This is a genomic window from Helicobacter sp. 23-1045 (assembly GCF_053654655.1).
Genome location: NZ_JBSIUR010000003.1, coordinates 118,593 through 144,405 on the forward strand (window position 1 = coordinate 118,593; position 25,813 = coordinate 144,405).

A 25,813-nucleotide genomic window follows, 5' to 3' on the forward strand; every position below is an offset into this window, starting at 1 on the left:
TTCTGCGAACAGCACTCAATTTCGCGCCGAATCTAGCAAAATCTCAACAAAAAGGACAAAAGATGAATGCAATCGAATTTAATTTCTACTCAACGCTCGTGTGTATGGTAATCGTGCTGATTTTGGGGCGATTTATCATTAGCAAAGTCAAAGCATTAAGCGACTACAATATCCCCGAACCTGTGGTGGGCGGGATTATCGCGGCGTTGTTAATTTTGTGTGTGTATAAATTTTTGGGGACGGAGTTGAAGTTTGATAGCTCGTTAAAAGACCCGCTAATGCTTGCGTTTTTCACATCTGTGGGGTTAAGCGCGGACTTTGCTTCGCTTAAAAAAGGGGGCAAGTTGCTAGGCGTGTTTCTCTTTTTTGTGTGCGGATTACTAATCTTGCAAAATCTCGTAGGCATAGGCGCAGCCACCGCAATGGGCGTAAATCCGCTAATTGGGCTACTTGGCGGCTCTATCACGATGACAGGCGGACACGGCACGGGCGCGGCGTGGGCGGATGTTTTCAAGGCAGCACCGCATAATTTTAGCGCGGCGACAGAAGTGGCGATGGCGTGTGCGACTTTTGGACTTGTGATGGGCGGACTAATCGGCGGTCCTGTGGCGCGATTTTTGGTAAAGCACTACAAGCTCAAAACGCCCGGCAAAGAGCATAATAATGACGACCCGCACGGCTTTGAAGCCCCTACAAAAGAGCGACTAATCACAGCGGAGAGTTTTGTTGAATCGCTTGCTTTGATTGCGATTTGCTTGCTTGTCGGCACACTTTTGAAGGGATTAGAAAAGTCCTACATTGCGGGGCTAAATCTACCGACTTTTGTTTATTGCCTATTTTGCGGGGTTGTGTTGCGAAATATTTTAAGTGCGCTAAAAATCCATCAGGTTTTTGATAGAGAAGTCGCGGTGATTGGCAACGTGAGCTTGTCGCTATTCTTGGCGTTTGCGATGATGACGATAAATCTATGGGAGCTAGTCGCGCTCGCACTGCCGATGCTTGTGATTTTAGGACTGCAAACGGCGATGATGATTGCGTGGGCGATATTTGTCACATTTAGATTCTGCGGGAGGGACTATGATGCGGCGGTTTTGGCGGCGGGACACTGCGGATTTGGCTTGGGCGCGACACCAACGGCTATGGTAAATATGCAAACGGTCACTTCGCATTATGGACCTAGTCACATTGCATTTATTATCGTCCCGCTTGTTGGGGCGTTTTTCATCGATATCATCAACGCACTTGTGATTCAAGGGGTGCTTAGCGTATTTTTTTAGGGCAAGATTCTGCGAATCGTAGAATCTGTGGCATAAAAAGCACATAAAAAAAGCACAAATTTCGCAGAATCTAATAGCTTTTAGATTGCAAAATACTATTTATCACCCGTTTTAAGCGTTAAAAACACGCAAAAATCAACATTTGATATCGTGTGATATTCGTTATCTAACAGAATTTTTGGGCTTTTTTTGTCGCTAAAATTTTTGCATTTTTTTATGTCATATTCGATTTTATACGGGGATTTTAAATGCCAAAACGCGCTTTGATTCCACCCCCATCCCTCCGTCATCAGTATCGGGATAATCCTACTAGCGACTTTGTGCCGCTCTACAAGCCTTTTTGCCACAGGCGCATAGCCTATATTGCCTTTGATAAAAACCATCGCTTTGTTAGAATCTAATCCCACTTTTAGCAAATCATTAAGCGCGAGATTTGCCCTAAATGCCATCCATTCTTGCTGTTTGGCTAGTGCGTTTCCATAGGCGTTTGCAAAGGCGATGCAGATATATCCAAGCAATATTATGCAGATTTTGGAGAGATTTTTTAGTGCAGTGGATTTGGGTAATATAAACGCGCTTAAAAGCAGCAACGCCACAAATGCGCCGATACCATTAAAAGCGCGTGGCACAAATAATGGCTTTGCCAATGCCAAATATAATCCATACGACAAACATAAACAAACGATTAAAAATAACATAGTAGCCAAAAAATACCACACACTTTTTTTATTTGCAAGTATAGCGATGATAAAAGCTACGCAAACAATGCACACAAAAATAAAAAAGATTGACGCACCTTGTATAAAATCGCTATGTAATATGCGAAAATAATGGCTTAGATTTTTTATTAGTCCAATATGCAATTCTTTTAATGGCAACATAGAGCTACTTACATAGTCATCCACTTCTCTTACTACAAAAACCTTGTAAATACCCGCAGAGGTAATCAAAATCACAGCACTTAAAAGCAGAAATTTGACAGCTTCTTTGACGCTCATATCGCCCCGCACAACGCCATTAAACGCGATAAATAACGCCAATAATATATACACGCTATTTGCCGACTGATATGAGCAAAGCATAAGCAAAAGACTTGCAACCCCAATAATGCAAAATGGCAAAGTATGCTTTCTAAATATAAATGGCAAGCACGCACAAAAAACCGCAAAAGACATATTTAGTGCGTCAAACTTATAGCTCATATTTTCCAAAAAATACGGACTAAGCCCTAGTGGCAGCAATGCCATCATCCCAAAATAGCTAAATTTTTTCGCGCCATCCAAAGCATACAAAATCATCATAGACGAAAGCACCATTAGCGCAATGCCAATCAGCTGATAAATAGGCGAAATATCCAAAATCGAGCCAATTCCTAGCGTTTGCGCCAAAAATGTCGCCATAAATCTAGAAAAATAATTCCAATCACTTCCCCAAAGACTGCGCCCCCAATCATCGATATAATAAACATCGCCCCGCAGTAGCGCAAATAGCGCGATAAAATATAGCAAAAATCCAAATATAAAAATATTTTTAAAATTAGGCGTAGCGAGAAAATCTCGAATTTGCCCTTTGCACTGCGAAGTGTGCGAAAAAAATATCGCAAATGCCATTAGCGATAAAATCGCAACATAATACTTCGCAATGCTTTTTATAAGCGGATTAAAGCTGATTTTATATTCGACAACGCCGATAGATTCTGCGTTTTGCGTGAGTTTTTTTAAATCCTGCGTAGAATCTACCCAAATTCTAATGTTTTTCGTGCGGAGATTCTGCGTTTTACCTGCGATTTCCGCACTCCACGAAAATCGCAGAATCTCCACACTTGAAATGCGCTTTGAGCGAAGCAAGGGGGCGAATTTTGGCGCGTTTATGATGAAATGATATGAGAAAATTTCGCCATTTTTTGTGGCGTTTTTTAGCACCAAATCCGCCTTAAAAATCTCGCTCTTTGTGGATAAATTTAGCACAAATGCAAATGCGATACCCAAAAATGCGACGGCACTTAAAACGCAAAATATGACTTTTAGCGGAGATTTTATAAAAGATGGATTTGGCTTATAACCTTTGCGCCCCCCCCCAAGAGTGTGTTAGTGGATTTTTCATTTTGTGTCCTTTTGAGATTTTAAAGTGCGAATTATAGCAAAAAATTGCGCTTGTGAAACTAAAATTATTTTGCTTTAAAGCGCAAAGTCGCCTATATGCTTTAAAAATCGCTTTATTGCTTTTAGATTCTGCAAGTTTTGGATTTGCGAAATATCAGGCGAATCGCCAAAGACAAAAACCGAAGAGAGTGCGATTAGTGGCGTTAGGATACAAATTAAGATGATTTTCTCAGCAATGCTCCCCGTGCGAAAACGCAAAAATTGTGGCAACAGCACGGCTTTTTTGCGCGAAATGGGGAAAAAATAATGTGGGATTCCACTAATTGTCATCATATCGCCTATTTGGTGCAAAAAAATCCCATAACTTAGCGCAAAAAAGCAAGGCGTGATAATTTCGTGCGCCAAAACCGCGCCCACCACCACAAAAATCAGCGGAAAAATCAAAAAATGCGTAAATCCCCTATGCGAAAAACTAATGCTAAAAATCCGCGAGATTAGCGGAAACTTCCTGCCGATGAAGCTTTTTGGCTCATCAATATCTGGCAAAAGTGAGCCTAGCAAGATTAGTGGGAGCAAAAGGGTTAGATAAAATTCTTTTGCGATGCCACATTTTTGTGCGAGTGGATAGGCGCAAACACCGCCAATTAGTCCTAGCGAAATGTGGCTTTTGGCTAGCAAAATATCGCCTTTGAATCGCCTAAATATCGTAAATTTATAGATTGCCACGATTTTGCTGTCGCAAAATCTCGCAATGACAAAATTTCACAGATTCTGCGATTTTGGTAGAGATTCGCAGAATCTATCGCAAAATCTCGCAATGACGGACAACCCACCCCCTTAATCCCCCGCTCGCATTTGGGAGGGGGAGAATAAAAAAGCCCCTCCCCTTGCGGGAGGGGTTGGGGTGTGGTTAATCTCCGCAAGGGAGGGGGAGATTTTATATTTGCGCATTTTGCGTTAGATTCGCGCCAAAATTTCACTAAAAGCACCTGATTTTTATCTCTTTTACAGATTCATCTTTAAAATTATCGATTGTGCGCTCAATCTCTGCCTCCGCGCCCACTTTTAAGTCCAAATCGCTAACGATGACTTTATAGTCGGGGTTTAGCGGGAATTTGTTTTTTACATAGAGATTGAAGTGGCATTTTTTTAGCGCGGTTTTACCGACATTTTTTAGTGTGCCGTGCAAATAAAAGCTGTCAATATAGACGAGTTTTTTCGAGCTATCGGCGAATGCAACTTTGTTGATAAAGTTATCCAAAATGAGAATATTAAAAAATGGTAGCGCGAAAAATAGCAAAACGCATAGCCCAAAAATCGCCCATTTTGCCCCGCCACGCAACAAAAATCCAAGCATTAAAATGACGATAAAGGCAAAAAATAGTGCGATTCCTACAAAAAAATCCCAAAACCCTACTTGTGGTAGCTCAAATCCCACGATGAGTGCCTTTTTTAGCGATTTTGTCGGCTGTTTTTTTCATCGATTCCGCTTGTGCCAAATCGCCGTTTTAGCTCGTCCATCACGCGATTTGGCGATATATCGCAATAGCTTAATCCCACTAGCAAGTGATAAATCAAATCTGCGGATTCGTAAATGACGGATTGCGCGGGAGTTTGGGGGAGATTTGGTTTTGAAGTGCTTGTAGATTCGTGTGAATTTACCCACCCCCTTTGTCCCCCTCCGCAAGGGAGGGGGAGAGATTGATTTTCGCCCTCCGCAAGGGAGGCAGAAAGTGTGGTGTCGCCTAGTATTTGAGATGATAAATCATCTTGTTCCCCTCCCCTTGCGGGATGGGTTAGGGGTGGGGTATTTTTTGATTCGCGCAAAAAATCCTTTATCGCAAAGCATACTTCGCCACTCTCTTCGATGATTTTTTTGCAAATCGCATTTTGTCCTTTGGCGTAAAGTTTCGCAGTGTAGGATTTTTCAGGCGATTCAAACTTGCGCTCTTGCAAAGCGTGATAGAGATTATCGATGATATGATAGGGATTCTGCGCTATATTCTGCGATTCCGCGACTTTAAGTGCCAAATTCTCCAAATCCACTTTTTTAAAAAAGCAGCTGACATTGCCCGTATGACAGGCGAATCCCTTTTGATTTACGCAAAACAAAATCGCATCATTATCGCAATCAATGTAAATTTCGCTAATTTTTTGCGTATTGCCAGACTCTTCGCCCTTTTGCCAAAGGCGATTTTTGGAGCGCGAAAAATAATGTGCTATGCCTTTTTGTAGCGATAATTTCAACGATTCGGCATTGCTATATGCAAGCATTAGCACTTCTTTACTCGCAGAATCTTGCGCGATTGTGGGGATTAGTGGCGATTTATCCCACGCGATTTTGCCTAAAATCGTTTCGATTTTCGCGCTAGATTCGCGCTCAAAATCTACTTCGCTAGATTCGCCCATTTTACGCCTTTATCGCAGAATCTACTCGCCACTTGCCGCCGTGCTTCGCTGTTTGCTTTTAGAATCCACCCAAATATTTGGCACAGCACCGCCGGGTGTTAAAAATATCTGTGCGTTTGTATTTTCGCGCAGTGCTTCGTTAAACTTCGCTTGTGTTTCGATTTGGCGCAAGTTTAGCAGTTGATTTGTGAGACTTGCGCCGATTGCGCGGTTTGCCTTGCTTTGCGCTTGTGCTTCAATCGTGATGGCATCTGCCGCACCTTGCGCCTTTGTGCGATTGACATCTGCCTCCCCTTTTGCCAAAGTAACGGCTTTTTCTGCCTCCATTTTTGCTTGCTCGACTTCATAGCGTTTGCGCTCGGCTTCCTGCCTTGCGACTTGGACTTTTTCGATTTGCTCTCTTATATTTTGTGGCAACACGATTTCACGCAACTGCACAGAATCAAGTCGCACGGGCTGATTTTTAAACTTCATAATTTCGGTTTCGATATTTGTGCTGATTAGATTTGCGATATCATTGCGCTTTACGGGTAATTCTTCCGCTGTGTAGCGTCCTATCACGCTTCGCACGACATCAAGCACAACAGGGTTTATGATTTTTTGCTCCCACGATAAGCCATACTCGGCAATCGTTTGTGGCGCAGTGGTGGCGTTTAGCTGATATTGGACGGTTAGCTCGATTGAGACCGTTAGCCCGCGACTATCCATTACGCTTATTGCATCATTGCGTAAAATGCCCTGTTCGCGGTTTATAGCGGCACTCTCCGTGCGTGAAAAGTCGATTTTCAGCACGCGCGTATCGACAATTATGACATTTTGAATCCACGGGATAAAGAAATGCAGTCCCGCTTGAAGTGGCGTAAAGTCATATTTTCCCGCAGTGGATTTAATCCCCACTTGCCCCGAGCTAACAATGACAAATGGCTTTGCGATGATAAAGATAAACACAAGCACCACCACCACGATAATTCCTGTAAGCGTCTTGCCATTTGGCATTTCAGGCATATTGATTTTTGGCGGTTTGAATGGATTGTTTGGCGAATCCTTATCGCCACCATTATTTTTGTCGCCTCCGCCGTTATTGTTTGGCTTGTTATTATTTGCGTTTTTGCGCTTTAAATGTTCGTTTAAGTCAATAGGCATAATTTCTCCTTTGTTAATCAATATAAGTCAAAAAGTCCGCATACTTGGCGTTTTTGCCTTGTGCGACTTCAAAAAATGCGTTTTGCAAGTCTTTTGTGATTTTGCCACGCTTACCACTGCCGATTTGCCTAAAATCTAACTCGCGAATCGGCGTAATCTCCGCTGCTGTCCCTGTGAGAAATGCCTCATCAGCGATATAAAATTCATCGCGTGTGATTCTGCGCTCAACGACTTTGTAGCCCAAATCTTTGGCGATTCGCACTACTGAATCTTGGGTGATTGATTCTAATGAATTGTCGTGTGGCGGGGTGATTAGCTCACCATCTCTAACGATAAACACGCACTCACCTGTGCCCTCAGCTACGAATCCATTGTCATCTAACATTAGGGCTTCATCAAAGCCACATTCAACCGCCTCAAACTTCGCCATTTGCGAGTTTAGGTAGTTTGCGGACGCCTTTGCTTTGCCCATCAGCGATTTGATAGAGTTTCGCACAAAGGAGCTAGTTTTCACGCGAATCCCATTTTCAATGCCCTCTTCGCCCAAATACGCGCCCCAATTCCACGCGGCAATCATCATATTTACAGGGCATTTTTTATGATAAATCCCCATAACGCCGTATCCCAAGTAAATGAGCGGACGAATATAGACATTGTCCTTAAAGCAATCTTTGTTTGCGCGAAGCACTTCAATATGCGCGTTTTTGGTGGTTTCAAAGTCATAAGGCGTATTTAGTAGCAAGATTTTTGCAGAATCTAGAAGCCGTTTTGTGTGGCAATCTAGCCTAAAAATCGCTAGTCCCTTATCTGTCCTATATGCTCTAACGCCCTCAAATGCGGCGTTTCCATAATGCAAACTATGTGTAAGCAAATGCGTGGTGGCTTTTTCCCACTCAACCAATTTGCCATCACTCCAAATAAATTTTGATTCTTCCATTTTTTACTCCGTTTTTAAAATTTTGCGATTTTAGCGAAATATGCCTTAATTGCCTATAATTTCTCTAACGCCCTTGCTATTTGGGGGCGACAAAAATCCATCTTTTTCTAGCGATTCGATGATACTTGCAGCCTTGTTGAATCCTACGCCAAGCCCCCTTTGCAGGTAGCTAATGGAGGTTTTGCCACTTTGCAAAATGATTTCTTTGGCGCGTTCTTTGTAATCGCCCTCACTGCTTATTTGCGTAGGTTGTGGCGCACCAACAGGCTCTTTTTGCTCTAATGAGAAAAATTCATCGTATTGCACTTCTTGTTGCGCCTTTAAAAACTCTACAATGCGCTCAATTTCTCTCTCATCATTGTATGGCGCGTGTAATCGCACGATATTATTTGTCTTTGAAAAGAGCAAATCGCCCCGTCCCAGCAATGCCTCCGCGCCCGTCTCATCTAAAATCACCTTTGAATCAATCTTTGAACCCACGCGATAGCTGATTTTGGATGGCAAATTGCCTTTGATTAGCCCCGTTACGACATTCACCGTTGGGCGTTGAGTGGCGATTATTAGGTGAATCCCACTAGCACGGGCTTTGCCAGCTAGTGAAATCAAAAACTGCTCTGCCTCGCGCCCTCCCATTATCATCAAATCCGCAAATTCATCGATGATTATGACAATATAGGGCAGTTTTTCTTCGCCATTTGCCTCTGCAACTTCATTGTAGCCTACAATCGTCTTAACCTTTGCCTTATCCATTAGCTCATAGCGGCGATTCATCTCTTCAACCGCCTTGCTTAAAGCAATAATCGCCTTTTTTGGGTCGGTGATTATAGGCGTTAGCAAATGCGGAATGTCCTTGTAAAGCCCAAATTCAAGGAATTTTGGGTCAATCATAATGAAACGCAAATCCTTTGGCGTGTGGCGATAAAGAAGCGATAAAATCATCGCATTTATGCCGACACTTTTCCCACTGCCCGTAGTCCCAGCGATTAACAAATGTGGCAACTTCGCCAAATCCTCAATCACAGGATTGCCAATCACATCTTTACCAAGTGCTATGGGGAGATTTGCGGTTGCGTTGCGATATTCATCGCTCTCAAATATCTCACGCAGATAAATTGTCTGAATTTTATTATTTGGAATCTCAATGCCAACTACATCTTTGCCCGGTATCGGGGCTTGAATGCGAATGCTTGTCGCCTTTAATGCCATCGACAAGTCATCTTGCAGGTTTTGAATGCGCGAAACCTTCACATTTGGCGCGGGGCGAAACTCAAAAGTCGTAACCACAGGACCGCTATAAGTGCGCACAATATCGCCCTCAATCTTAAAAACGCGCAGTTTGTTGAAAAGATTTTGGACTTTTATGTCAATCTCGCTATCATCAATGTCGATTTTTTGCGCGAGTGGCGGGGCGAGTAAGTCTAGCGGTGGCATTTGAAATCCATCTCTTATCGCAGAATCTGCGTTTGATAAATCCGCAGAATCTCGCGTTTGATTTTGCGAAAGATTCTGCGAATCATTAACATCTACCGCAGATTCTGCGTTTGTCGCAAAGTCAAAGAAATCATCGCCAAACTCATCTTTTGCCTCAACTTCATCCGTTTGATTTTGCGGTGGATTCTGCGTTTCCATAAATTTTGGCGTAGATTCTGCGTTTATTTCGGCAAAATTGCGCGAGATGACGCTATCTTGCAAGATGGGCGGGGTAAAATCAGTCGCTTCTTGCGTGAAATTCGCATTTTTCACAATGGCAATATTTGGCGCAGAATCTGCATTTGATAAATTCGCAGAATCCACCATTTTCGCAGAATCTCGCACGAAAATCGCAGAATCTTTTGGGGCATTAAACCCACCCCCTAAATCCCCCTCCGCACGGGAGGGGGACATAGAGAAAGCCCCTCCCCTTGCGGGAGGGGTTTGGGGTGGGGTATTCTCCGCAAGGTAAAGGGAGGATTTTTCCGCAGAATCTACCGCAGATTCTGCGTTTATTTCAGCAAAATTTTGCCCTAGATTCTGCGAAATATTAAGATTCTGCGTTTCGACAACATTTTGCCCTAGATTCTGCGTTTCGACAACATTTTGCCCTAGATTCTGCGTTTCAGTAACATTTTGCGCCAAATCTCGCTCAAAATCCGCATTTGACTTAATTGGCGTGATGGATTTTATGTCGCCTAAATTTTGACGCATTTTTGCGATTTTTAGTCGCTCTTCGAGTTTCTTTTGTGCGCGTGTTAGGGAGTTATTGATTTCATTCAACTCATCAATGTCCTCTGTGGCGTCAATGATATTATTATCGCCCAAAATATCATCGTAAAGTGCCTTAATCTTGGGAAATTCAATGTCGTAATTATCGATTTTATCGACAATCTCGATGCTGTGCGTCCGTCCATCATCGAAATTCTGCGTGTAGTCGGCATTTGGCGTGTAGATGATTTCATTATTGCTTTGCGCGAGGTTGCTAATGATATTTGGAGTGGCGTTTGGCGCGGTGGAGTGGGCGAATTTAAAATCGGTATTTTTTGGGGCAGATTCTGCGATTTTCACAGATTCTGCGAAATTTTGCGGTTCAGATTCTGCGATATGAAGGTTGCTTAAATCGACTTTTGGCACGGGATTTTGCGTAGAATACAAAGTGCGAAGTGGCGTAGATTGCGAAGCAAAATCGTGTATTTTCGCAGAATCCATCGCATTTTCCATCGCAGAATCTACGAAATTCGCAGAATCTTTGGGGGAATTAAACCCACCCCCTAAATCCCCCTCCGCAAGGGAGGGGGACATTTTGCGCGAATCCTCCGCAAGGGAGGGGGACATTTTGCGCGAATCCTCCGCAGTGGAGGGGGAATATTCAAGGTTTGGATTGCCACGATTTTGCAAAGCAGAATCTCGCACGAAATTCGCAGAATCTACATTTGATTTCGCACTAGATTCTGCGATTTGCGTCTCTGCGATTTGAGTTTTTTCGATTTGAGTTTCTTGCGCAAAGTCTCGCTTTGGCAGTGGCACTCGCTTGGGAATTTCATTGATTTCCACTGCAAATTCGCTTTTAGATTCTGCGCTAAAATCATTCGCAGAATCTAACGCAGAATCTGCCGATAAATTCCTGCTTTGGGGCGTTTGATTTTGCTCTATATATTCTTTCACATTTTCGATATTGTCCGCCAAATGCGCGCGTTTCGCCTCCGCCTCATCTGCAAACTCTCTCTCAATCAACTCATCATCGCTCAAATTCCGCAATCTCGCGCGTTCCTCGTCCTCGCGCAGTCGCTTGATTATGGGACTATTTTCGTTTATTTTTTTATTCGCGGGTTTATTTGCAGGACGGAAAGTCTCTTGCTCGCGTGCTTCGGGACTTTCAATGCTTTGTTTTATTAGTTTTATTCGCTCTTCTAATTCCATTTCATATTTTCCAAAATTGATAAAAAATTATCGCGAATTATAGCATATAATTTTTTTTATGTTAAAATTATCGTTTTTTGGAGGGATTTTATGGAATGCGTGAGTTTGGAAGAATTTTTGAAAAATAAAGGCAAGTTTAGCACCGCGACAATCGTAAAGCAGGGCGATGATGAAGTTTGCATCGCGCTAAATAATGAGGATGATTTACTTGCATTAGTTATCCCCAAATTCGCCCAATCTCCCGCAAAGTCCGCAGAATCTACCCCAAAAAAACCCGCGGATAAAAAATAATGCACGGCAGAATCGTTCAATATTCCCACTCCACAGGCGTGGGCATCATCATAAATAATCACAAAAAGTTATTTGACTTCAAACTCATAAATTGGCACGATAAAACGCGAATCCCCGAGATAAATCTACTTGTTGAATTCAAATGCGATGAGGATAATTTAAGCGTGCTGTCGGTGAAAAGTAGCAATTATCAAGAGTTTGGCAAAGATAGCATTATAAAAGAGGCGGATTTTTGGAAAACGCTCACCGATGATGAGTTAGAGCGCGTGGAGCTTGGCGTGTTTGAGGACTTAATCGCCAAAGTTTGCAAAGAGACAAATTATGAAAATTTAAGCGAAATCAAACCAAGCATTTCGATTGAGAACTTTTTAGAATACCACTTCGAGGCGGAAAATCATATCATCCAAATCGCGCTAAAACTCCCCACAGGCGGATATGAGCTATTAGACTATCGCATTTTGACGCGATTTTTAATGCGGACTTTGGACTCGCTAATCTACACCGAAAAGCGCATCACAAAGGACACTTTTTCGCAGTATTTGGAGATTTACAGCAAATTGCAATATTTTGTGACGCCATTTTACAAAGCAAGTCAAGATTCTGCGAAAATCTACGCAGAAGTGTTTTTAAATCAACAGCTTTATTTCACCGCCGCAAAGCGAAAGTTACTTAACACAAAGGATGATTTATTGCGCGTGGAAAGTCGATTGCGGATGAGTAGAAGTCAGATTTTAAGCAACGAGCAGAAGTTATCAAACGCACAAAATAAACAACAAAACGAAGTGCGGGAGCGATTAGAAAAATTAAGGGCGCAGTTTGCCGAGCTTGGCGAGGAAAAAGTAAGATTAACGAAGTTAAAAGAAAAATTAAGCGTGATGATTGACGCCTTTCAAACGCGCTACGAGGCGAACTTCGCAAAGCAGTTTAACACAAAAAAAGAGCAGATTTTTGAGCAAATCAAACTCGCCCTAAACACCACAATCACTTCGCTAGATAACAAAATGTGGGATTTGGCGATGAAAAGTGAGCCGATTAAAAATCACTATTTTAAGTTAGATACGAATTATTCCTTTTGCATTTTGGCGTTTGTGTTGCAATATCTAAAAATGCTCGATAGCGCGAAGCTAAATGATAATGATAGGATTTTGCACTCATATATCATCCGCTACCGCGAGCGGCGAAGCAAAAATATTCTAATCGTCTCAAATAATGACAGAATTAAAAATAAACTTAAAATCAAGCTTTTCAGCGCATATAAGGACTTTTCCATCACCGCTATTGAGAAAAAAATGGAGTATGAAATCATCATCGCAAATCAGCACTTTGACTTTGTGATAATCGATGATGAGTTAGAGGACGGCGTGCCAATAGAAATGGTGCTCTTTGGCAAAAGCAAAAAGCACAATAAAAACGCGAAGTTTATTGTGTATCAAACAAAAGCAGTGTAGATTTTGGTGCGCCAAAATTTCAGTTTATGCCGAAATTTTCGCGTGGATTTACGCACTGAATAATAGAACTTTGCGAGATTTAGCGCATCTGTGCCTAAACTCTCATAATATTGCAATTTTTCTCGCATTTCATTCTCTAATTTATCGCTATGCTTTTTCTGCGCCCTTTTGGCGTATTTTGTGCGATAATTCTCATCTCCGCGGCGAAAGGCATTATGCGCCCCTTGCGCGAAAATATTTTCAAAAAAACTCAAAAGTTTCGTTGCGTAAAAATCCTTCGGGTTGAAGTTATGCAAAAAAATGGGTTCATTTCGCATCGCTTCATAGGCGCGCTCATCGCTATCGATGCGTTTGACCTCCGCCACTAGCGCATCCAAATGCGGGAAATTATGCGCGTTTATGAATGCCTTTGGATTGATTTGATATTCCACCAAATGCGGAGAAATGCGCGGAATGCGAGTGTCGATGAAATCTTTCGCAGAATCTGCTGTGGAAATCGTAGAATCTTGGTTTAGAATCGCAGAATCTCGCACGAATTTCGCAGAATCTTGGTTGTTCGCAGAATCTTTTGTGGAATTATACCCACCCCCTTTATCTCCCTCCGCAAGGGAGGGGGAAATTTTGTTAGATTCTGCGTTCGCAGAATCTTTATTTATGAATTCCCCCCCCCCCTTAACGCATTTTTTTTAGAAGATTCTGCGAAAATTGCATTAGATTCTGCACTTCGCAAACTCGTATCGCCCCAATAAATGGGAATGCACCCCGCATTGTAGGCGTCAAATAGCTTTTCAGTCAAATATCCCGGCGCACTTGAATTCTCAAAGCAAATGTTGAATTTATAGCTTTGCAACCATTTTTGCTTATTCTCCATCCAGCTTTTGCCGTTGCTATCGATACTTCCGCCGATATTATTGCGCCAATTCCCACCAGAATCTACCCTTTTATATTCGCTCAATTTATCAAAAAATCTATCCCGAAATCCGCCAAATTCGCCCCACAAAAACGCCCCGCTGTGCCGCACCAAATAACTACAAAACTTCTCCCTTTTGCCTAACACACGCTCTTTTTTGCCATCCTGATAAAACGCAAACAGCGGAAAATGCAAATACCTATCGCCAAAGTCCATATAATCAAATCCAATGCCATAATCCATTAAATTCCAATCCACGCGGACATTTTCGCCTGTGTAGAATATTTTCACGCACTCATATTCAAAGTGCCGATTGCCAAATGGTCCGCAAAGCACGAAGTCCGGGTCATCGGAGCGGACAATGTCAAACTTTTGGCGCAGAATCTTAATTATGTGATTTTTGTAAAAATTCTCCTCTGTGTCGGCATCCCACCAATCGATAACTTTCATTTTTATTTGCATTTTTTGTCCTTTTTTTGTTTTTTTGTGAAAATTGCAGAATCTGAGTTTAAAAACGCAGAATCTTGCACGAAATTCGCAGAATCTTTTGTGAAATTATACCCACCCCCTTTATCCCCCTCCGCAAGGGAGGGGGAATCTTTGCTAGATTCTGCTCTACTTTATATTTTCCCCCTCGCTTTCATCTTTTTCCTCATCTCTTAATCGCACGATTTTTAGCTTTTTGATTCGCATTCCATCGATTTCTAGCACCTCATAGGCAAAGTCGCCCTCTACCACACTATCGCCCACAAGCGGTTCTTTGCCAAGCAGATTAAACACATATCCGCCGATTGTAACTTGCTCTACCTCATCGCTAAATGCTACAAGAATGCGCTCTCCAATCGTGTCTAAATCAAGCATTCCATCGACTTCATAAGTGTGCGCGTCAATTTCTTTAATGTCTTGCGTTTTTTTGTCGTGCTCATCGGAGATATCGCCCATAATCTCTTCGATAATGTCCTCCATTGTGAGTAATCCCGCTGTCCCGCCGTATTCATCGACAACAAGCGCGGTGTGGATTTGCTTTTTATTCATTTTCATCAGCACATTTGAAATCGAACTTGATTCAGGGACGATGATTAGCTCACGCACGATTTTTGATAAATCACAAGGCGCAGAATCTGCCCCGATTGTCGCTTGAAGCAAATCGCGGATGTGAATCATTCCTACCACATTGTCCTTGCCCTCTTTGCAGTAAGGATAGCGCGTGTGATTTGTCTCGCGGACAATTTGGATATTTTCCTCATAAGAATTATCATCAAAAAGGCACACAATGTCCTTGCGTGGCGTCATAATCTCTTTTGCCGTTGTGTCGCTAAAATCAACGGCATTTTTCAAAATCTCGCTTTCGATTGAATCCAAATATCCGCCTTTTAGGCTCTCGCCGATGATGATTTTGATTTCTTCATCGCTGTGGGCGTTTTCAGCCTCTTCGCTTATTTCAATGCCGATTCGCCGTAGAAAAAAGCCACTCATCATCTCAAAACTCTTTATCACAGGGAAAAACACATTGCGAAACAAATACAGCGGACGCGCCACAAAAAGCGTGGATTGCTCCGCCTTTGCGATAGCGATAGACTTTGGCACAAGCTCCCCAAATACGATATGTAAAAATGTGATTAAAGTAAAGGCGATGACAAAGCTAACCGAATGAAGCAAAATCGTATTTTCGCCAAAAAACCCGCTAAATGCCTTATGTAGCACCTTTGCGATAGCTGGCTCACCTAGCCACCCAAGCGCAAGAGATGAAAGCGTGATTCCAAGCTGTGTGGCGGACAAATAAGTATCAAGCGACTTTGTGATTTTTAAAGAGAGCTTTGCATTTGCTTTATTTTTCTTTGCTAACTCTTCAAGTTTGGAGCGTCTAACTTTGACAATCGCAAACTCTGATAGGACAAAAAACCCATTCAACGCGACAAAAAACAATGCCAATATTATCATTAGCAACTGACTCGGCGAACTATCCAACAATAATCCTTTTGCTTGTAGATTTTATGTGATTTTCATAAAAAAGCGCGAAAATTATAGCTTAAAATAAAAATTCTAACCTTAAAGGCGAAATTTTAGGGTAAAAATCGCTAGAATCCACGCAAAAATTTTAAAGGCAAACTATGATAATAATCCCCGCAAGACTGCAATCCACGCGATTGCCAAATAAATTATTGCTACCATTAAATGGCGTCCCGCTAATCATTCACACCGCAAAAAAGGCGCAAAATATCGATGATACAATCGTGGCGTGCGATGATTGGGCGATTTTAAAAGTGTGCGAATCACATAAGATTCACGCGATGATGACTTCTACGCTGCATTCAAGTGGCACGGATAGATGCGCAGAAGTGGCGCGGGAGCTTGATTTACCCCGCAATGAGATTGTGATAAATTTGCAAGGCGATGAGCCATTTTTGGAGGAAGGCGTGGTTGATTTGCTGATAGATTCGATGCGCCACACGCATTTTATGGCAAGCTGTTATAAGGCTGTAAGCAAGGCGGAGGCGGTTGATTCAAACCTAGTCAAAGTGGTGGTAAGCAATGATAATTTCGCGCTTTATTTTTCGCGAAGTGTGATACCTTTTGAGAGAGTGGATTTGGCAGATTCTGCGAATCAAAGCGCTGAATCTAATTTAGATTCAGCAAAAAATACCCCGCCCCAAACCCCTCCCGCAAGGGGAGGGGCTTTCTTTGTATCCCCCTCCCTTGCGGAGGGGGACAAAGGGGGTGGGTCTTCTAATTCTAAAACCACAGATTCATCGCTAGAATACAACGGACACATAGGAATCTATGGCTTTTTTGCGTGGAGTTTGGAGGAATTTTGCGCTCTGCCAAAATCACCGCTTGAATCCATCGAAAAATTAGAGCAACTCCGTGCTCTTTGGCATAGAAAAGAAATCTTTATGACAAAGGTTGAAACGCAATCAATCGGCATTGACACGGAGGCGGACTACAAAAACGCACAAAAAATTATGGGAGATTTGTAAATGAAAATCATTGATTTAAAGCCTTTGGATAAGGACGCACTAGAAAATATCGGGTTAGAATGGCACACGGACGCCGATAATACGCCATATATCGCAAATGAAGCGGTGGAGATTAGCAAGGCAGAAGCGGAGGCGTTTTATAACGCGGGGAACGAACTTTATGATATGTTTGTCGAAGCTGGGGAGTTCGTCATCAAAAACAATCTATTCTTTGAGCTAGACATTCCTACAATGCTAATTGATAGCATAAAGCAAAGCTGGGAAAATGAAGTGCATTGGCATATTTATGGGCGATTTGACTTTGCGGGTGGATTTGATGGGAAGCCATTAAAATTGCTTGAATTTAACGCCGACACCCCCACTTTGCTTTATGAATCCGCGCTAATTCAATGGGCATTGCTAAAATTCAACAAAATGGACGCCGATTCGCAGTTCAACGATATTTTTGATGCCATTAGCGATAATTTTAAGCGAATGATTACGCTGGGCGCGGATTTAGAGCGATTTGATGAAATGTATGAAGGCTGGGGTGTGCTATTTTCTAGCATTAGAGGTAACGCCGAAGAAGAGCGCACCACGCGATTTTTGCAAGAGTGCGCCAAAAATGCTGGGTTAAAAACAGAATTTGCATACATTGATGAAGTGATTTTTGATGAAAATAATGGCGCGTTTTTGGGCGATTCGCAATATGAGTTTCTTTTTAAACTGCTCCCGTGGGAGATTATTAGCATTGATGAGCCTGAACTTGCGGTGCTTGTGAATAAAATGATTGCAAACAAAAATACGATTTTTCTAAATCCCGCATACACGCTACTTTTTCAAAGCAAACGAATGCTAAAAATTTTGTGGGATTTGTTTCCAAATCACCCGCTATTGCTTGAATCCGCCTTTGAGCCGATTCATAGCAAAAAGCAAGTCAAAAAAGTTTCATTTGGGAGAGAGGGCGCAAATATGGATATTTTGGATGAAAACGGCGCGATTTTAGCGCAAAGAGGTGGCGAATACGGCAATTACAAGCCACTTTATCAAGAATTTTATGAGCTAAATAGCGCGCGCGAGGCATTTTATCAGCCAAATGTCTTTTTTGCTTACGAATCTTGCGGACTTGGAATCCGCAAAGGCGGGGAAATAATGGATAATATGTCAAAATTTGTAGCGCATTATTTGAGGTAAAATTTGGTAGATTCTGCGAATTTTGTTTTAGATTCTGCGAATTTTTGTGTGCGAGATTCTGCGATTTGCAGGAAAAATTATAAAAACGCAGAATCTGCCTTTTGATTTTGTGAATTCGCAGAATCTGCGCTGTTTTATGTCATTGCGAGATTTGACGAAGTCAAATCGTGGCAATCCATTGTTTTGTCATTCTGAGCGAACAAAGTGAGCGAAAAATCTCTTGTTAGATTCTGCGATTTTGTGCTAGATTCTGCGTTTTTCGTGCGAATCGCAGAATCTGCGATAATTTCGTTATTTTGTCCATTTGATTCGCTTGTTTTTTTTCGCAAAAGGGCTGCACCCCCCCCCCGCTCCCCCTACGCGCCAAAAAGCAGCCGCTTTTTCGCTTTTAGGGGGAGTGCCTCGCTTATCCGCTTCTAGCAAAAAATCGGCGGTTGCACTTCTGCAACCTTAAATCCGATTTTTTACACCACGAAGCGGGCGAGTTTTGGGTGCTTCGCACGAATTATTTTTTTTTGGATTGCCACGATTCTGCTTCGCAGAATCTCGCAATGACGAAATGGGGGCAGATTCTGCGAATTGTAAGAAAAAATGCAGAATCTAATAGAATTTACCCACCCCCCTAACCCCCTCCGCAAGGGAGGGGAATCTTTTGATTGCCACGATTTGCTTCGCAAATCTCGCAATGACGAAATTTAGCGCATTAGATTCTGTGAATTACAGAATCTCGCACGAAAAACACAGAATTTGATTTGGATTGCTTCGTCAGTGCTATGCACTTCCTCGCAATGACAAAACAAAGCAAATTCCGCATTTTCACACCTCCAAAATCTCCCCATTTGCGAAGCACAAATACGCGCGGATATTTTTGTAGTGCGCCCTTGCAAAGTCCGCATACCGCAGAATCTGCGCCTTTTTGCCCTCCAAATCCAAATCGCTACTTTTATAATCCAAAATCACCGCATTGCCCCCCGTTTCAATCAAGCAATCAATGCGATTTAGGCGATTATTTTCCAAATACGCCACCTCACAGCGCACAGATTCTGCGTTCGCCAAAATTTCGCGTAACGCCGCATTTCCCAATATTTTCCCCACGCTCCGCAGTATCTGCGCCCTTTCACTCGCCCCCAAAACCATCCCAAAGCGATTTTGCAAAATCGTCTCAATCTCATCATCGCTATTCCCGTAAGCAAGGCGCATTTCTAACGCCAAGTGCAGGGCGATTCCGCGCATTTTGGAGAGATTTGTGTAGGATTTTTCGCTCTGCTTTATAAAGTCGCCTTGTTTGCCAAAGTCGTATTGCGCGGGGATTTTCGCGCTAGATTCTGCGAATTTTGGCGATTTTTCGCCGATAATGTCGCTTCCAATTTTCCCATCTTTTAAGTCCAATAATTCCAATCGCAGGGCATTTTTTTTCGCAGATTTGATGATAAATAAACTATCCTTTGCGCGAGTAAATGCCACATACAGCACATTTAGCGCGTCATTTTCATCCGCTGATTTTTTTTGCGCTACAATGTTTGCAAACTCATCATCCACAAGCACACGCGCCTTTTTATCGCCTAAAAAATACACCTTCCCACCGCGCAAAGATGGCGCGTAAAACTGCGCCGTGTCGCGATTATTCTGCCCTCTTAAATCGCAAATAATCACATCTCCAAACTCCAATCCTTTGGATTTATGAATTGTCATAATCTGTATTTCACACGCCAAATCCGCCGCATTTTTTATCTCCGCACCGCCCAAATACGCGATGAATTTTTCCAAGTCATCAAACTTCGCACTTTCCTCCAAAATCCGCAACGCCACCGCGCCACGAAGGGCAAATGTCTGCATAATGCGGTGGATGATTTTATGCACCTCTGCGTCCTTTTTTATCGCGAGAGACGGCGTAGAATCCACCTCACCGCCATTTAATTTCACGCAATTTTTGAGATAAAAAATATTATTTGTTTGCAAAAATCGCAGGGCATTTTGGATGATTAAAAGTTCTACATTGTTGCTTTTCTCCGACTCCAATGCGATTTTAGTGTGCGGAAAATGGGCGCGCAAAAACCCATAAATTTCCTCCGCAGAACTTACATTGCGCGTCAAAATCGCAATATTTTTTTTGTGATTTTCTAGCAAAGTTTGGATTCTGCGCTCTATCAAATCAAACGCAGAATCTGCCTCACTCTCGCTTACAATCTCCACAAATCCGTCATTTTTGCTCTTTGGATTTTGCATTTCGTAATTTGGAAAGCGCGTTTGAAATGCGCTATTTACGAACTCCACGATATTTTTGGCACTGCGATAATTATCTTTTAGCGTTTTTTCGCTCATATTCAACTCATCGCTAATCGCGCGAAATAGGCGACTTTCCCCTCCCCGAAATCCATAAATCGCCTGTTTTTCGTCACCCACAAAAAACAGCGTCTTATTTTCTCTCGCGCCATCGCCACTTTTAATCTCATCGATGAGCGGTTTTAGATTTTCATACTGCTCTAAATTCGTATCTTGGAACTCATCCACCAAAATGTGATTGATTTTTGAATCAAGGCGAAAATAAAAGAAATTTTTATCAATATGATTGTGAAGCAAATCATAGCAAATCTCGCTAATATCGCTAAATGTGAGTTTATTATGCGATGAAATCACTTGCAATTTTTGCTTTTTAAACTTCGCATAAATATTAGAAATTTTCCATAAAATCTCGCTTTCTTGCATTTCAAAAAATTTTTTGCATAAATCTTTTAGATTCTGCGTTTTTCGCGCGATAATCGCAGAATCTACCGCAGAATCTAGCGTTTTTTGCATATTTTCTGTTAGCGTAAAAATATTTTCCACGATGGCACTAACATTTTTTTTGTCAATATTTTTATTGAAGCGACTTTTTAAGTGGTGTGCGTTTTTTTGCCCATCCACCGCATTTATAGCAAATGCACGCAACTCATCAAACGCATTTATAATCTCATCTTTCAAATCGCTAGATTCTGCGATTTCGCCCAAAAACTCGCCGTTTTTAAGCGAATTTATCATAGATAAAATATCTTTTTGATTGAGTTGATACTTCGCGCAAAACTCTATCAGCGCGTCAAACTCGCCCCCTCCAAGCAAATCAAGTGTCTTTTTGAAAATCTCACCATCTAACTTAAAGTCCGCGCCCACTTCATAATCGCTCCGCACACCCGCGTAAAAACTAAACTTTTTCACCACCGCATTGAAAAACGCATCAAAAGTCATAATGTGATTTTTGCTCTCCACAAAATGCCGATAAATCGCCCCGCTCTGCGTCTCAATCGCACTTTTTGAGATACCTAAATCAAGCAGATTCTGCGAATAGGCGTCATTTGGATTTTGGCAGAGCAAAAAAAGCGTGTTTGTAATGCGCGCAAGCATCTCATCCCGCGCCTTGTTCGTGAAAGTGATACACAAAATCTCATTTGCCCTCGCGCCAAAAAACAGCAAGGAAATATAGCGCAGTGTCAAAGCGAAAGTTTTCCCGCTACCAGCACTCGCGCGAATGCTCTGCCATCGCTCCATAATGCCCCTTTTTTGTGAAAATCAAAGGGGAATTTTAGCAAAATGGCGGTGAATTTTGTTGCAAGATTCTGCAAATCGCAGAATCTCACACGAAAATCGCAGAATCTGCCCTGTGTTTTTTTGTCATTGCGAGAAAATGCGTAGCATTTTCGTGGCAATCCAAAAAAACAACGCCGTCATTGCGAGGCACGAAGTGCCGAAGCAATCCAAAAAAATCCTCAATTGCGGAGACTTCACGCAAAATTTCCCCCTCCCTTGCGGAGGGGGATAGGGGGTGGGTAAAACTCAACCTTTCGTTATGCCACAAAGTCGCCACAAGTGCCGACTTCGTGGCAATCCAAAACAAATAACGCCGTCATTGCGAGATTCTGCAAATCGCACGAAAATCGCAGAATCTGCCACCAATTCGTCATTGCGAGATTTGACGAAGTCAAATCGTGGCAATCCAAGATTCTGCGAACGCAGAATCTAATCAATAATTGTCATACTGAGCGAAGCGAAGAATCTCTATTTAGATTCTGCGATTCTGCGATATTTTCGCCATTTTTAGCATTTGATTCGCTAGTTTTTTCTCGCAAAAAGGGCTGCACCCCCCCACCCCGCTCCCCCTACGCGCCAAAAAGCAGCCGCTTTTCGCTTTTAGGGGGAGTGCCTCGCTTATCCGCTTCTAGCAAAAAATCGGCGGTTGCACTACTGCAACCTTCAATCCGATTTTTTGCACCACGAAGCGGGCGAGATTTGGGTGCTTCGCACGATTGATTTTTATCATTTTTGCTATCGCAAAAATTGTGGATTGCCACGACTTACAAGTAAGTCTCGCAATGACGGAGAGTAATGCAGATTCTGCGAGATTTTCGCCGTTTTTTGCATTAGATTCTGCATTCGCAGAATCTACCCACCCCCTTAATCCCCCTCCGCAAGGGAGGGGGAAATTTTGGGATTGCCCTACGCAATGGAATTGCGAGATTCTGCGTAAAAATACTCCAAAAATTCATTTTCATCCAAATTTTCGCCCAAAATCAGCACATCATAATAATAAATATTGCAGTTTGAGTGCGCCACATATCGCGCTAGTAGCGTAAGATTCTGCGTATCATCAAGTGCCAAAGCACACATTGGCGACCCAAAATTATCAAAGATTATCGCCCTTTTGTAACCGCAGGATTTTAGCGCGTCAAAAATCGACAAATAATCCTCGCCCTGCGCCTCCAAAAATGCCTTATCCCACTCAAAATACAGCGATGGTTTGTGCGATTTGATAAAATCAATTCCGCTTCGAAGCACCTTAAAATCAAATCCATCAGTATCGACTTTGATGAAGTTCGCGTCAAATTTATGCTTTTGCAAAACCGCATCCAAAGTCGCAAATTGCGAGTTTTCGCGCAATAAAATCGCCGTTGATTTACTTAAAACGCCACTGCCATTTTTTAGCGTCATTTGATAGTTTGCGTTTGTTTGCTCGCCGATTAGGGTTGTTTCGATGATATAATTTATCGTATCGCTACTGCCCCCCCCCCCCGTTTTGAATGTTGCTATAATTTGCCCTTAAATTTTTCTCAATCAAATTTGCGTAATTTTCACTGCCCTCAATTAGCAAATAATTTGCACCTTTGCATTGAGTGAAAACCGCCGTATCGCCGATATTTGCGCCGACATCCACCATATTTAAAAACCCGCATTTTCCCTTTATAAAATGCGCGATTTTGCCTAGTGCCATATCATAATTTGGATATTGCTTTTGGTAGGCAAAAATCGTGTGCGAAAATGGCATAGTTAGGCAAAATCCGTTGTATTTTAGCGTGATTAGCGGATTGCAAAACCTTAAAATTATCGCGCGGATTTTCCATAAAATCTTTGCCAAAAACTTTGATTTTGTCCCTAAATACGCTTTATAAATCATCTTTGCAATCATAATTTCCTCCATTAAAGTTAAAATTTCGCAGATTCTGCGTTCGTTTCATTTGCGTGGGAATGACAATTTTTTGTGGATTGCTTCGTTGCACTCGCTTCGCTTCGTGCGCCTCGCAATGACGGAAAAACGACACAGATTCTGCGAATTTCAATCATTTTGTCATTGCGAGTTTGCATTTAAAACAAAATCTCTCCATCGACATTGCTTTTCGCGGGTAGTTTGGAGGTTTTTGTATAAAGATACTCCACGCCATCGATATTTCGCCGAAAAATCCCGCTTGGCACATCAAACGCCCTTTTTAGTCCCGGCTCCACGCGCAAAATATTACGGAAAAACTCCCCCGCCACCGGCGCGCTAATCACGCCACCTGTGAGATTATTGCCGATTGATTTATTATCATCGCGCCCATACCACACGACAACTTGAAGCGTAGGCGAAAATCCGCTAAACCACGCATCCACGCTGTCATTTGAAGTGCCCGTTTTCCCTGCGATTTCGATGCCCGAAGTGCGCGCGCGATACCCCGTGCCGTGCGTTACGACACTTTTCAAAATATCAATGCTTAAATATGCCTGCTCTTTGGCAAGTAACTCTTTTGGCGCAGAATCTAGCGCAGAATCTGCGGATTTTTCGCCAAATTTTTTGGTGGATTCTGCGATTTTTGCGTTAGATTCTGCGATTTTTGCGTTAGATTCTGCGGATTCTGCGATTTCTATGGGCATTTCGCTTCCATCAGGTTTGATAATCTCTCTAATAAGTTTTGGATTTAGTGGCGTTCCATAGTTTGCAAAAAGCGAGTATTGCTTCGCCACATCAAGCGGAGATAGCGCGAAACTCCCTAGCACCACAGTCATATCCTGCGGAATATTTGCAAATCCATAATCCACCATTTTCCCATACACCGCGCGAAATCCAATCATATCTACCAAATTTATCGTTGCCAAATTCAGCGAACGGCGCAGTGCCTCTTTTAGCGTAACGATACCATTGTAACTGCGCGAATAATTCTTCGGTCGCCACGAGTTATCCACCGCCTCTGCGTCATTTTCGATAGTTTCTTCTGTTTTTAAATCCGCATTGCTTAAATCCGCTTCATTTTGCCCAAAACTTCGCGCCACATCCGAAATCTGCGTCCCTTGCGAGTATCCCATATCAAGTGCGATTTGATAAATAAATGGTTTCACGGTGCTACCAAACTGCCTTTTTGCCTGTGTGGCGCGATTAAATGGACTTTTTGAGTAATCCACCCCACCCACTAATGCCAAAATATTGCCCGTTTTGCTTTGCGTGACGACAATTGCGCCATTTAAAGTGTCATCCGTTTCCTCCGCAGAATCTGCGGAGTTTTCGGTAGATTCTGCGTTTTTTACTTTTTTGGTGCGGGAGATGATATTGTCATATCCGTTTTTTAGCGCGGTTTGGGCGACTTTTTGATAATCCAAGTCAATGTGCGTTTTCACCACATATCCGCCCGTTTTCAAATCTTTAATGTGGGAGAGTTGTCGCAAAACCTCATCGACAACATAGGGGGCGAGATTCTGCGTTAAAGTCTTGTTATAAACCTTTGGGACTTCATTTAGCGCGTTTTCAAACTCATCTTTGGTAATCCACCCGATATTATAAAGTCGCTCTAAAATCGTATTTGCGCGGGTTAAGGACGCCTTTAAATTCGTCACGGGATTATAAAAGGATGGTGCTTTGGGGAGTGCCATAAGCATTGCGATTTCTTTTAAAGTGAGATTTTGCAAATCCTTGTTAAAATACCCGTCCGCCGCCGTTTTTATGCCATAAAATCCATTGCCAAAAAATATGCAGTTTAGATATTTCTCCAAAATCTCTTCTTTGCTTAAAAACTTTTCAATTTGGATTGTGATGATTGCCTCTTTGAACTTCCTATCAAATGTCCGCTCCATCGAAAGGGCGATATTTTTGACGAGCTGCTGTGAGATGGTGCTACCGCCTTCATTTAGTCCGCCGGATTTGAGATTGCGAAGCATTGCGCGCATTATCGCGTCCAAATTTATCCCGCTGTGCTCAAAAAACATCGTGTCTTCCACCGCCAAAAGCGTCTCAATAATCTTTGGGGGAATCTCATCATATGGCACAAAGTGGCGGAATTCATCCTCAAAGGCATTCGCCACTAATCTATCTTTTCTATCCAAAATTTTTAGTGCTTTATTTGGCGTGTAATTCACCACCTGCGCGACTTTGCTCTGCGTATCATAAATCGCTACAATCGTAAATAGCGCAAACATCATCAGCAAAAATAGCACAACCGCAAGGGCAATGCGCCGTTTGGAGTTGATAATGGTGAATTT

The 25,813-nt window shown here is 42.4% G+C and carries 31 protein-coding genes; 8 read left to right on the forward strand and 23 right to left on the reverse strand.

What is annotated here, in order from left to right; genetic code table 11:
- The first annotated feature begins 62 nt into the window (after positions 1-62).
- Positions 63-1,277: a sodium/glutamate symporter gene (gene gltS, locus ACWIUE_RS04410; RefSeq protein ID WP_454135230.1), complete on the forward strand. Its 1,215-nt coding sequence runs from the start codon at positions 63-65 to the stop codon at positions 1,275-1,277.
- A 95-nt stretch (positions 1,278-1,372) separates the two neighbouring features.
- Here the strand turns inward: gltS and ACWIUE_RS04415 are convergent, their stop codons facing one another.
- On the reverse strand, positions 1,373-3,199 hold the full coding sequence (locus tag ACWIUE_RS04415; protein ID WP_454135231.1) for a glucosyltransferase domain-containing protein: 1,827 nt from the start codon (positions 3,197-3,199) through the stop codon (positions 1,373-1,375).
- On the opposite strand from ACWIUE_RS04415, the gene ACWIUE_RS04420 reads away from it, so the two are divergent.
- Positions 3,183-3,338, forward strand: a complete 156-nt coding sequence (locus ACWIUE_RS04420) for a hypothetical protein (protein WP_454135233.1) — start codon at positions 3,183-3,185, stop codon at positions 3,336-3,338. The genes ACWIUE_RS04415 and ACWIUE_RS04420 overlap by 17 nt on opposite strands.
- A gap of 116 nt (positions 3,339-3,454) precedes the next feature.
- On the opposite strand, the gene ACWIUE_RS04425 is transcribed toward ACWIUE_RS04420, so the two are convergent.
- From ACWIUE_RS04425 to ACWIUE_RS04455, 7 genes are read right to left on the reverse strand one after another with little or no spacing between them, the layout of a single operon-like run.
- Positions 3,455-4,105, reverse strand: a complete 651-nt coding sequence (locus ACWIUE_RS04425; RefSeq protein WP_454135235.1) for a metal-dependent hydrolase — start codon at positions 4,103-4,105, stop codon at positions 3,455-3,457.
- Positions 4,051-4,359 carry a hypothetical protein gene (locus ACWIUE_RS04430; RefSeq protein WP_454135237.1) on the reverse strand — a complete coding sequence of 103 codons (309 nt, stop codon included), beginning with the start codon at positions 4,357-4,359 and terminating at the stop codon, positions 4,051-4,053. Before ACWIUE_RS04430 ends, ACWIUE_RS04425 begins: the two co-directional genes overlap by 55 nt.
- Positions 4,359-4,817, reverse strand: coding sequence for a DUF2393 family protein (locus tag ACWIUE_RS04435; RefSeq protein WP_454135238.1), 459 nt, complete (start codon positions 4,815-4,817; stop codon positions 4,359-4,361). The genes ACWIUE_RS04430 and ACWIUE_RS04435 overlap by 1 nt, the downstream gene beginning before the upstream one ends.
- Positions 4,818-4,831: 14 nt before the next feature.
- Positions 4,832-5,788 carry a bifunctional phosphoribosyl-AMP cyclohydrolase/phosphoribosyl-ATP diphosphatase HisIE gene (hisIE, locus tag ACWIUE_RS04440; RefSeq protein WP_454135240.1) on the reverse strand — a complete coding sequence of 319 codons (957 nt, stop codon included), beginning with the start codon at positions 5,786-5,788 and terminating at the stop codon, positions 4,832-4,834.
- Positions 5,789-5,809: 21 nt separating this feature from the next.
- Positions 5,810-6,931, reverse strand: coding sequence for an SPFH domain-containing protein (locus ACWIUE_RS04445; protein ID WP_454135241.1), 1,122 nt, complete (start codon positions 6,929-6,931; stop codon positions 5,810-5,812).
- Positions 6,932-6,944: 13 nt separating this feature from the next.
- Positions 6,945-7,868 carry a branched-chain amino acid transaminase gene (locus tag ACWIUE_RS04450; RefSeq protein ID WP_454135243.1) on the reverse strand — a complete coding sequence of 308 codons (924 nt, stop codon included), beginning with the start codon at positions 7,866-7,868 and terminating at the stop codon, positions 6,945-6,947.
- Positions 7,869-7,913: 45 nt separating this feature from the next.
- On the reverse strand, positions 7,914-11,261 hold the full coding sequence (locus tag ACWIUE_RS04455) for a DNA translocase FtsK (protein ID WP_454135245.1): 3,348 nt from the start codon (positions 11,259-11,261) through the stop codon (positions 7,914-7,916).
- Between the two features lie 99 nt (positions 11,262-11,360).
- On the opposite strand from ACWIUE_RS04455, the gene ACWIUE_RS04460 reads away from it, so the two are divergent.
- Both ACWIUE_RS04460 and ACWIUE_RS04465 read left to right on the forward strand, forming a co-directional pair.
- Positions 11,361-11,552, forward strand: coding sequence for a hypothetical protein (locus ACWIUE_RS04460; RefSeq protein ID WP_454135247.1), 192 nt, complete (start codon positions 11,361-11,363; stop codon positions 11,550-11,552).
- A complete protein-coding gene (locus tag ACWIUE_RS04465; protein WP_454135248.1) occupies positions 11,552-13,000 on the forward strand; it encodes a hypothetical protein in 1,449 nt (482 codons plus the stop codon). The genes ACWIUE_RS04460 and ACWIUE_RS04465 overlap by 1 nt, the downstream gene beginning before the upstream one ends.
- Here the strand turns inward: ACWIUE_RS04465 and ACWIUE_RS04470 are convergent.
- The gene (locus ACWIUE_RS04470; RefSeq protein WP_454135250.1) at positions 12,982-13,431 is read right to left on the reverse strand and encodes a hypothetical protein; all 450 of its coding nucleotides are present in this window, start codon (positions 13,429-13,431) and stop codon (positions 12,982-12,984) included. The genes ACWIUE_RS04465 and ACWIUE_RS04470 overlap by 19 nt on opposite strands.
- 22 nt (positions 13,432-13,453) lie before the next feature.
- Here ACWIUE_RS04470 and ACWIUE_RS04475 point away from each other — a divergent pair, with 22 nt between their 5' ends.
- Positions 13,454-13,690 (forward strand): hypothetical protein, encoded by a 237-nt coding sequence (locus tag ACWIUE_RS04475; protein ID WP_454135251.1) that lies wholly within the window; start codon positions 13,454-13,456, stop codon positions 13,688-13,690.
- On the opposite strand, the gene ACWIUE_RS04480 is transcribed toward ACWIUE_RS04475, so the two are convergent.
- The gene (locus tag ACWIUE_RS04480; protein WP_454135253.1) at positions 13,653-14,372 is read right to left on the reverse strand and encodes a glycosyltransferase family 10 domain-containing protein; all 720 of its coding nucleotides are present in this window, start codon (positions 14,370-14,372) and stop codon (positions 13,653-13,655) included. The two genes, ACWIUE_RS04475 and ACWIUE_RS04480, sit on opposite strands and share 38 nt — an antisense overlap.
- 3 nt (positions 14,373-14,375) lie before the next feature.
- Here ACWIUE_RS04480 and ACWIUE_RS04485 point away from each other — a divergent pair, with 3 nt between their 5' ends.
- Positions 14,376-14,573: a hypothetical protein gene (locus ACWIUE_RS04485; RefSeq protein ID WP_454135255.1), complete on the forward strand. Its 198-nt coding sequence runs from the start codon at positions 14,376-14,378 to the stop codon at positions 14,571-14,573.
- Here ACWIUE_RS04485 and ACWIUE_RS04490 read toward each other — a convergent pair.
- A complete protein-coding gene (locus tag ACWIUE_RS04490; protein WP_454135257.1) occupies positions 14,526-15,878 on the reverse strand; it encodes a hemolysin family protein in 1,353 nt (450 codons plus the stop codon). The genes ACWIUE_RS04485 and ACWIUE_RS04490 overlap by 48 nt on opposite strands.
- Before the next feature lie 143 nt (positions 15,879-16,021).
- On the opposite strand from ACWIUE_RS04490, the gene kdsB reads away from it, so the two are divergent.
- Positions 16,022-16,888, forward strand: a complete 867-nt coding sequence (gene kdsB, locus ACWIUE_RS04495) for a 3-deoxy-manno-octulosonate cytidylyltransferase (protein ID WP_454135259.1) — start codon at positions 16,022-16,024, stop codon at positions 16,886-16,888.
- Entirely contained in the window at positions 16,889-18,061 is a 1,173-nt protein-coding gene (locus tag ACWIUE_RS04500) for a glutathionylspermidine synthase family protein (RefSeq protein ID WP_454135261.1), read from the forward strand.
- Between the two features lie 134 nt (positions 18,062-18,195).
- Here ACWIUE_RS04500 and ACWIUE_RS04505 read toward each other — a convergent pair whose 3' ends face one another.
- The 12 genes from ACWIUE_RS04505 to ACWIUE_RS04560 all read right to left on the reverse strand — a co-directional run bounded on the left by ACWIUE_RS04505 (position 18,196) and on the right by ACWIUE_RS04560 (position 25,753).
- Complete coding sequence (locus tag ACWIUE_RS04505; RefSeq protein WP_454135263.1) at positions 18,196-18,390, reverse strand: hypothetical protein; 195 nt, start codon at positions 18,388-18,390, stop codon at positions 18,196-18,198.
- Between the two features lie 135 nt (positions 18,391-18,525).
- Positions 18,526-18,747 carry a hypothetical protein gene (locus tag ACWIUE_RS04510; protein WP_454135264.1) on the reverse strand — a complete coding sequence of 74 codons (222 nt, stop codon included), beginning with the start codon at positions 18,745-18,747 and terminating at the stop codon, positions 18,526-18,528.
- Between the two features lie 130 nt (positions 18,748-18,877).
- A complete protein-coding gene (locus ACWIUE_RS04515) occupies positions 18,878-21,583 on the reverse strand; it encodes a RecB-like helicase (RefSeq protein ID WP_454135265.1) in 2,706 nt (901 codons plus the stop codon).
- On the reverse strand, positions 21,526-21,741 hold the full coding sequence (locus ACWIUE_RS04520; protein WP_454135267.1) for a hypothetical protein: 216 nt from the start codon (positions 21,739-21,741) through the stop codon (positions 21,526-21,528). Before ACWIUE_RS04520 ends, ACWIUE_RS04515 begins: the two co-directional genes overlap by 58 nt.
- Positions 21,669-21,929 carry a hypothetical protein gene (locus tag ACWIUE_RS04525; RefSeq protein ID WP_454135268.1) on the reverse strand — a complete coding sequence of 87 codons (261 nt, stop codon included), beginning with the start codon at positions 21,927-21,929 and terminating at the stop codon, positions 21,669-21,671. Before ACWIUE_RS04525 ends, ACWIUE_RS04520 begins: the two co-directional genes overlap by 73 nt.
- Positions 21,880-22,059 carry a hypothetical protein gene (locus tag ACWIUE_RS04530; protein ID WP_454135270.1) on the reverse strand — a complete coding sequence of 60 codons (180 nt, stop codon included), beginning with the start codon at positions 22,057-22,059 and terminating at the stop codon, positions 21,880-21,882. Before ACWIUE_RS04530 ends, ACWIUE_RS04525 begins: the two co-directional genes overlap by 50 nt.
- Positions 22,060-22,191: 132 nt before the next feature.
- Positions 22,192-22,383 (reverse strand): hypothetical protein, encoded by a 192-nt coding sequence (locus tag ACWIUE_RS04535; RefSeq protein ID WP_454135272.1) that lies wholly within the window; start codon positions 22,381-22,383, stop codon positions 22,192-22,194.
- Positions 22,384-22,452: 69 nt separating this feature from the next.
- A complete protein-coding gene (locus ACWIUE_RS04540; protein ID WP_454135274.1) occupies positions 22,453-22,578 on the reverse strand; it encodes a hypothetical protein in 126 nt (41 codons plus the stop codon).
- Positions 22,529-23,020, reverse strand: coding sequence for an FkbM family methyltransferase (locus tag ACWIUE_RS04545; RefSeq protein WP_454135276.1), 492 nt, complete (start codon positions 23,018-23,020; stop codon positions 22,529-22,531). The genes ACWIUE_RS04540 and ACWIUE_RS04545 overlap by 50 nt, the downstream gene beginning before the upstream one ends.
- A gap of 64 nt (positions 23,021-23,084) precedes the next feature.
- A complete protein-coding gene (locus ACWIUE_RS04550) occupies positions 23,085-23,495 on the reverse strand; it encodes a hypothetical protein (protein ID WP_454135278.1) in 411 nt (136 codons plus the stop codon).
- A 17-nt stretch (positions 23,496-23,512) separates the two neighbouring features.
- Entirely contained in the window at positions 23,513-23,671 is a 159-nt protein-coding gene (locus ACWIUE_RS04555; RefSeq protein ID WP_454135280.1) for a hypothetical protein, read from the reverse strand.
- Complete coding sequence (locus ACWIUE_RS04560) at positions 23,672-25,753, reverse strand: transglycosylase domain-containing protein (RefSeq protein WP_454135387.1); 2,082 nt, start codon at positions 25,751-25,753, stop codon at positions 23,672-23,674. It abuts the gene before it with no gap.
- Positions 25,754-25,813 lie beyond the last annotated feature (60 nt).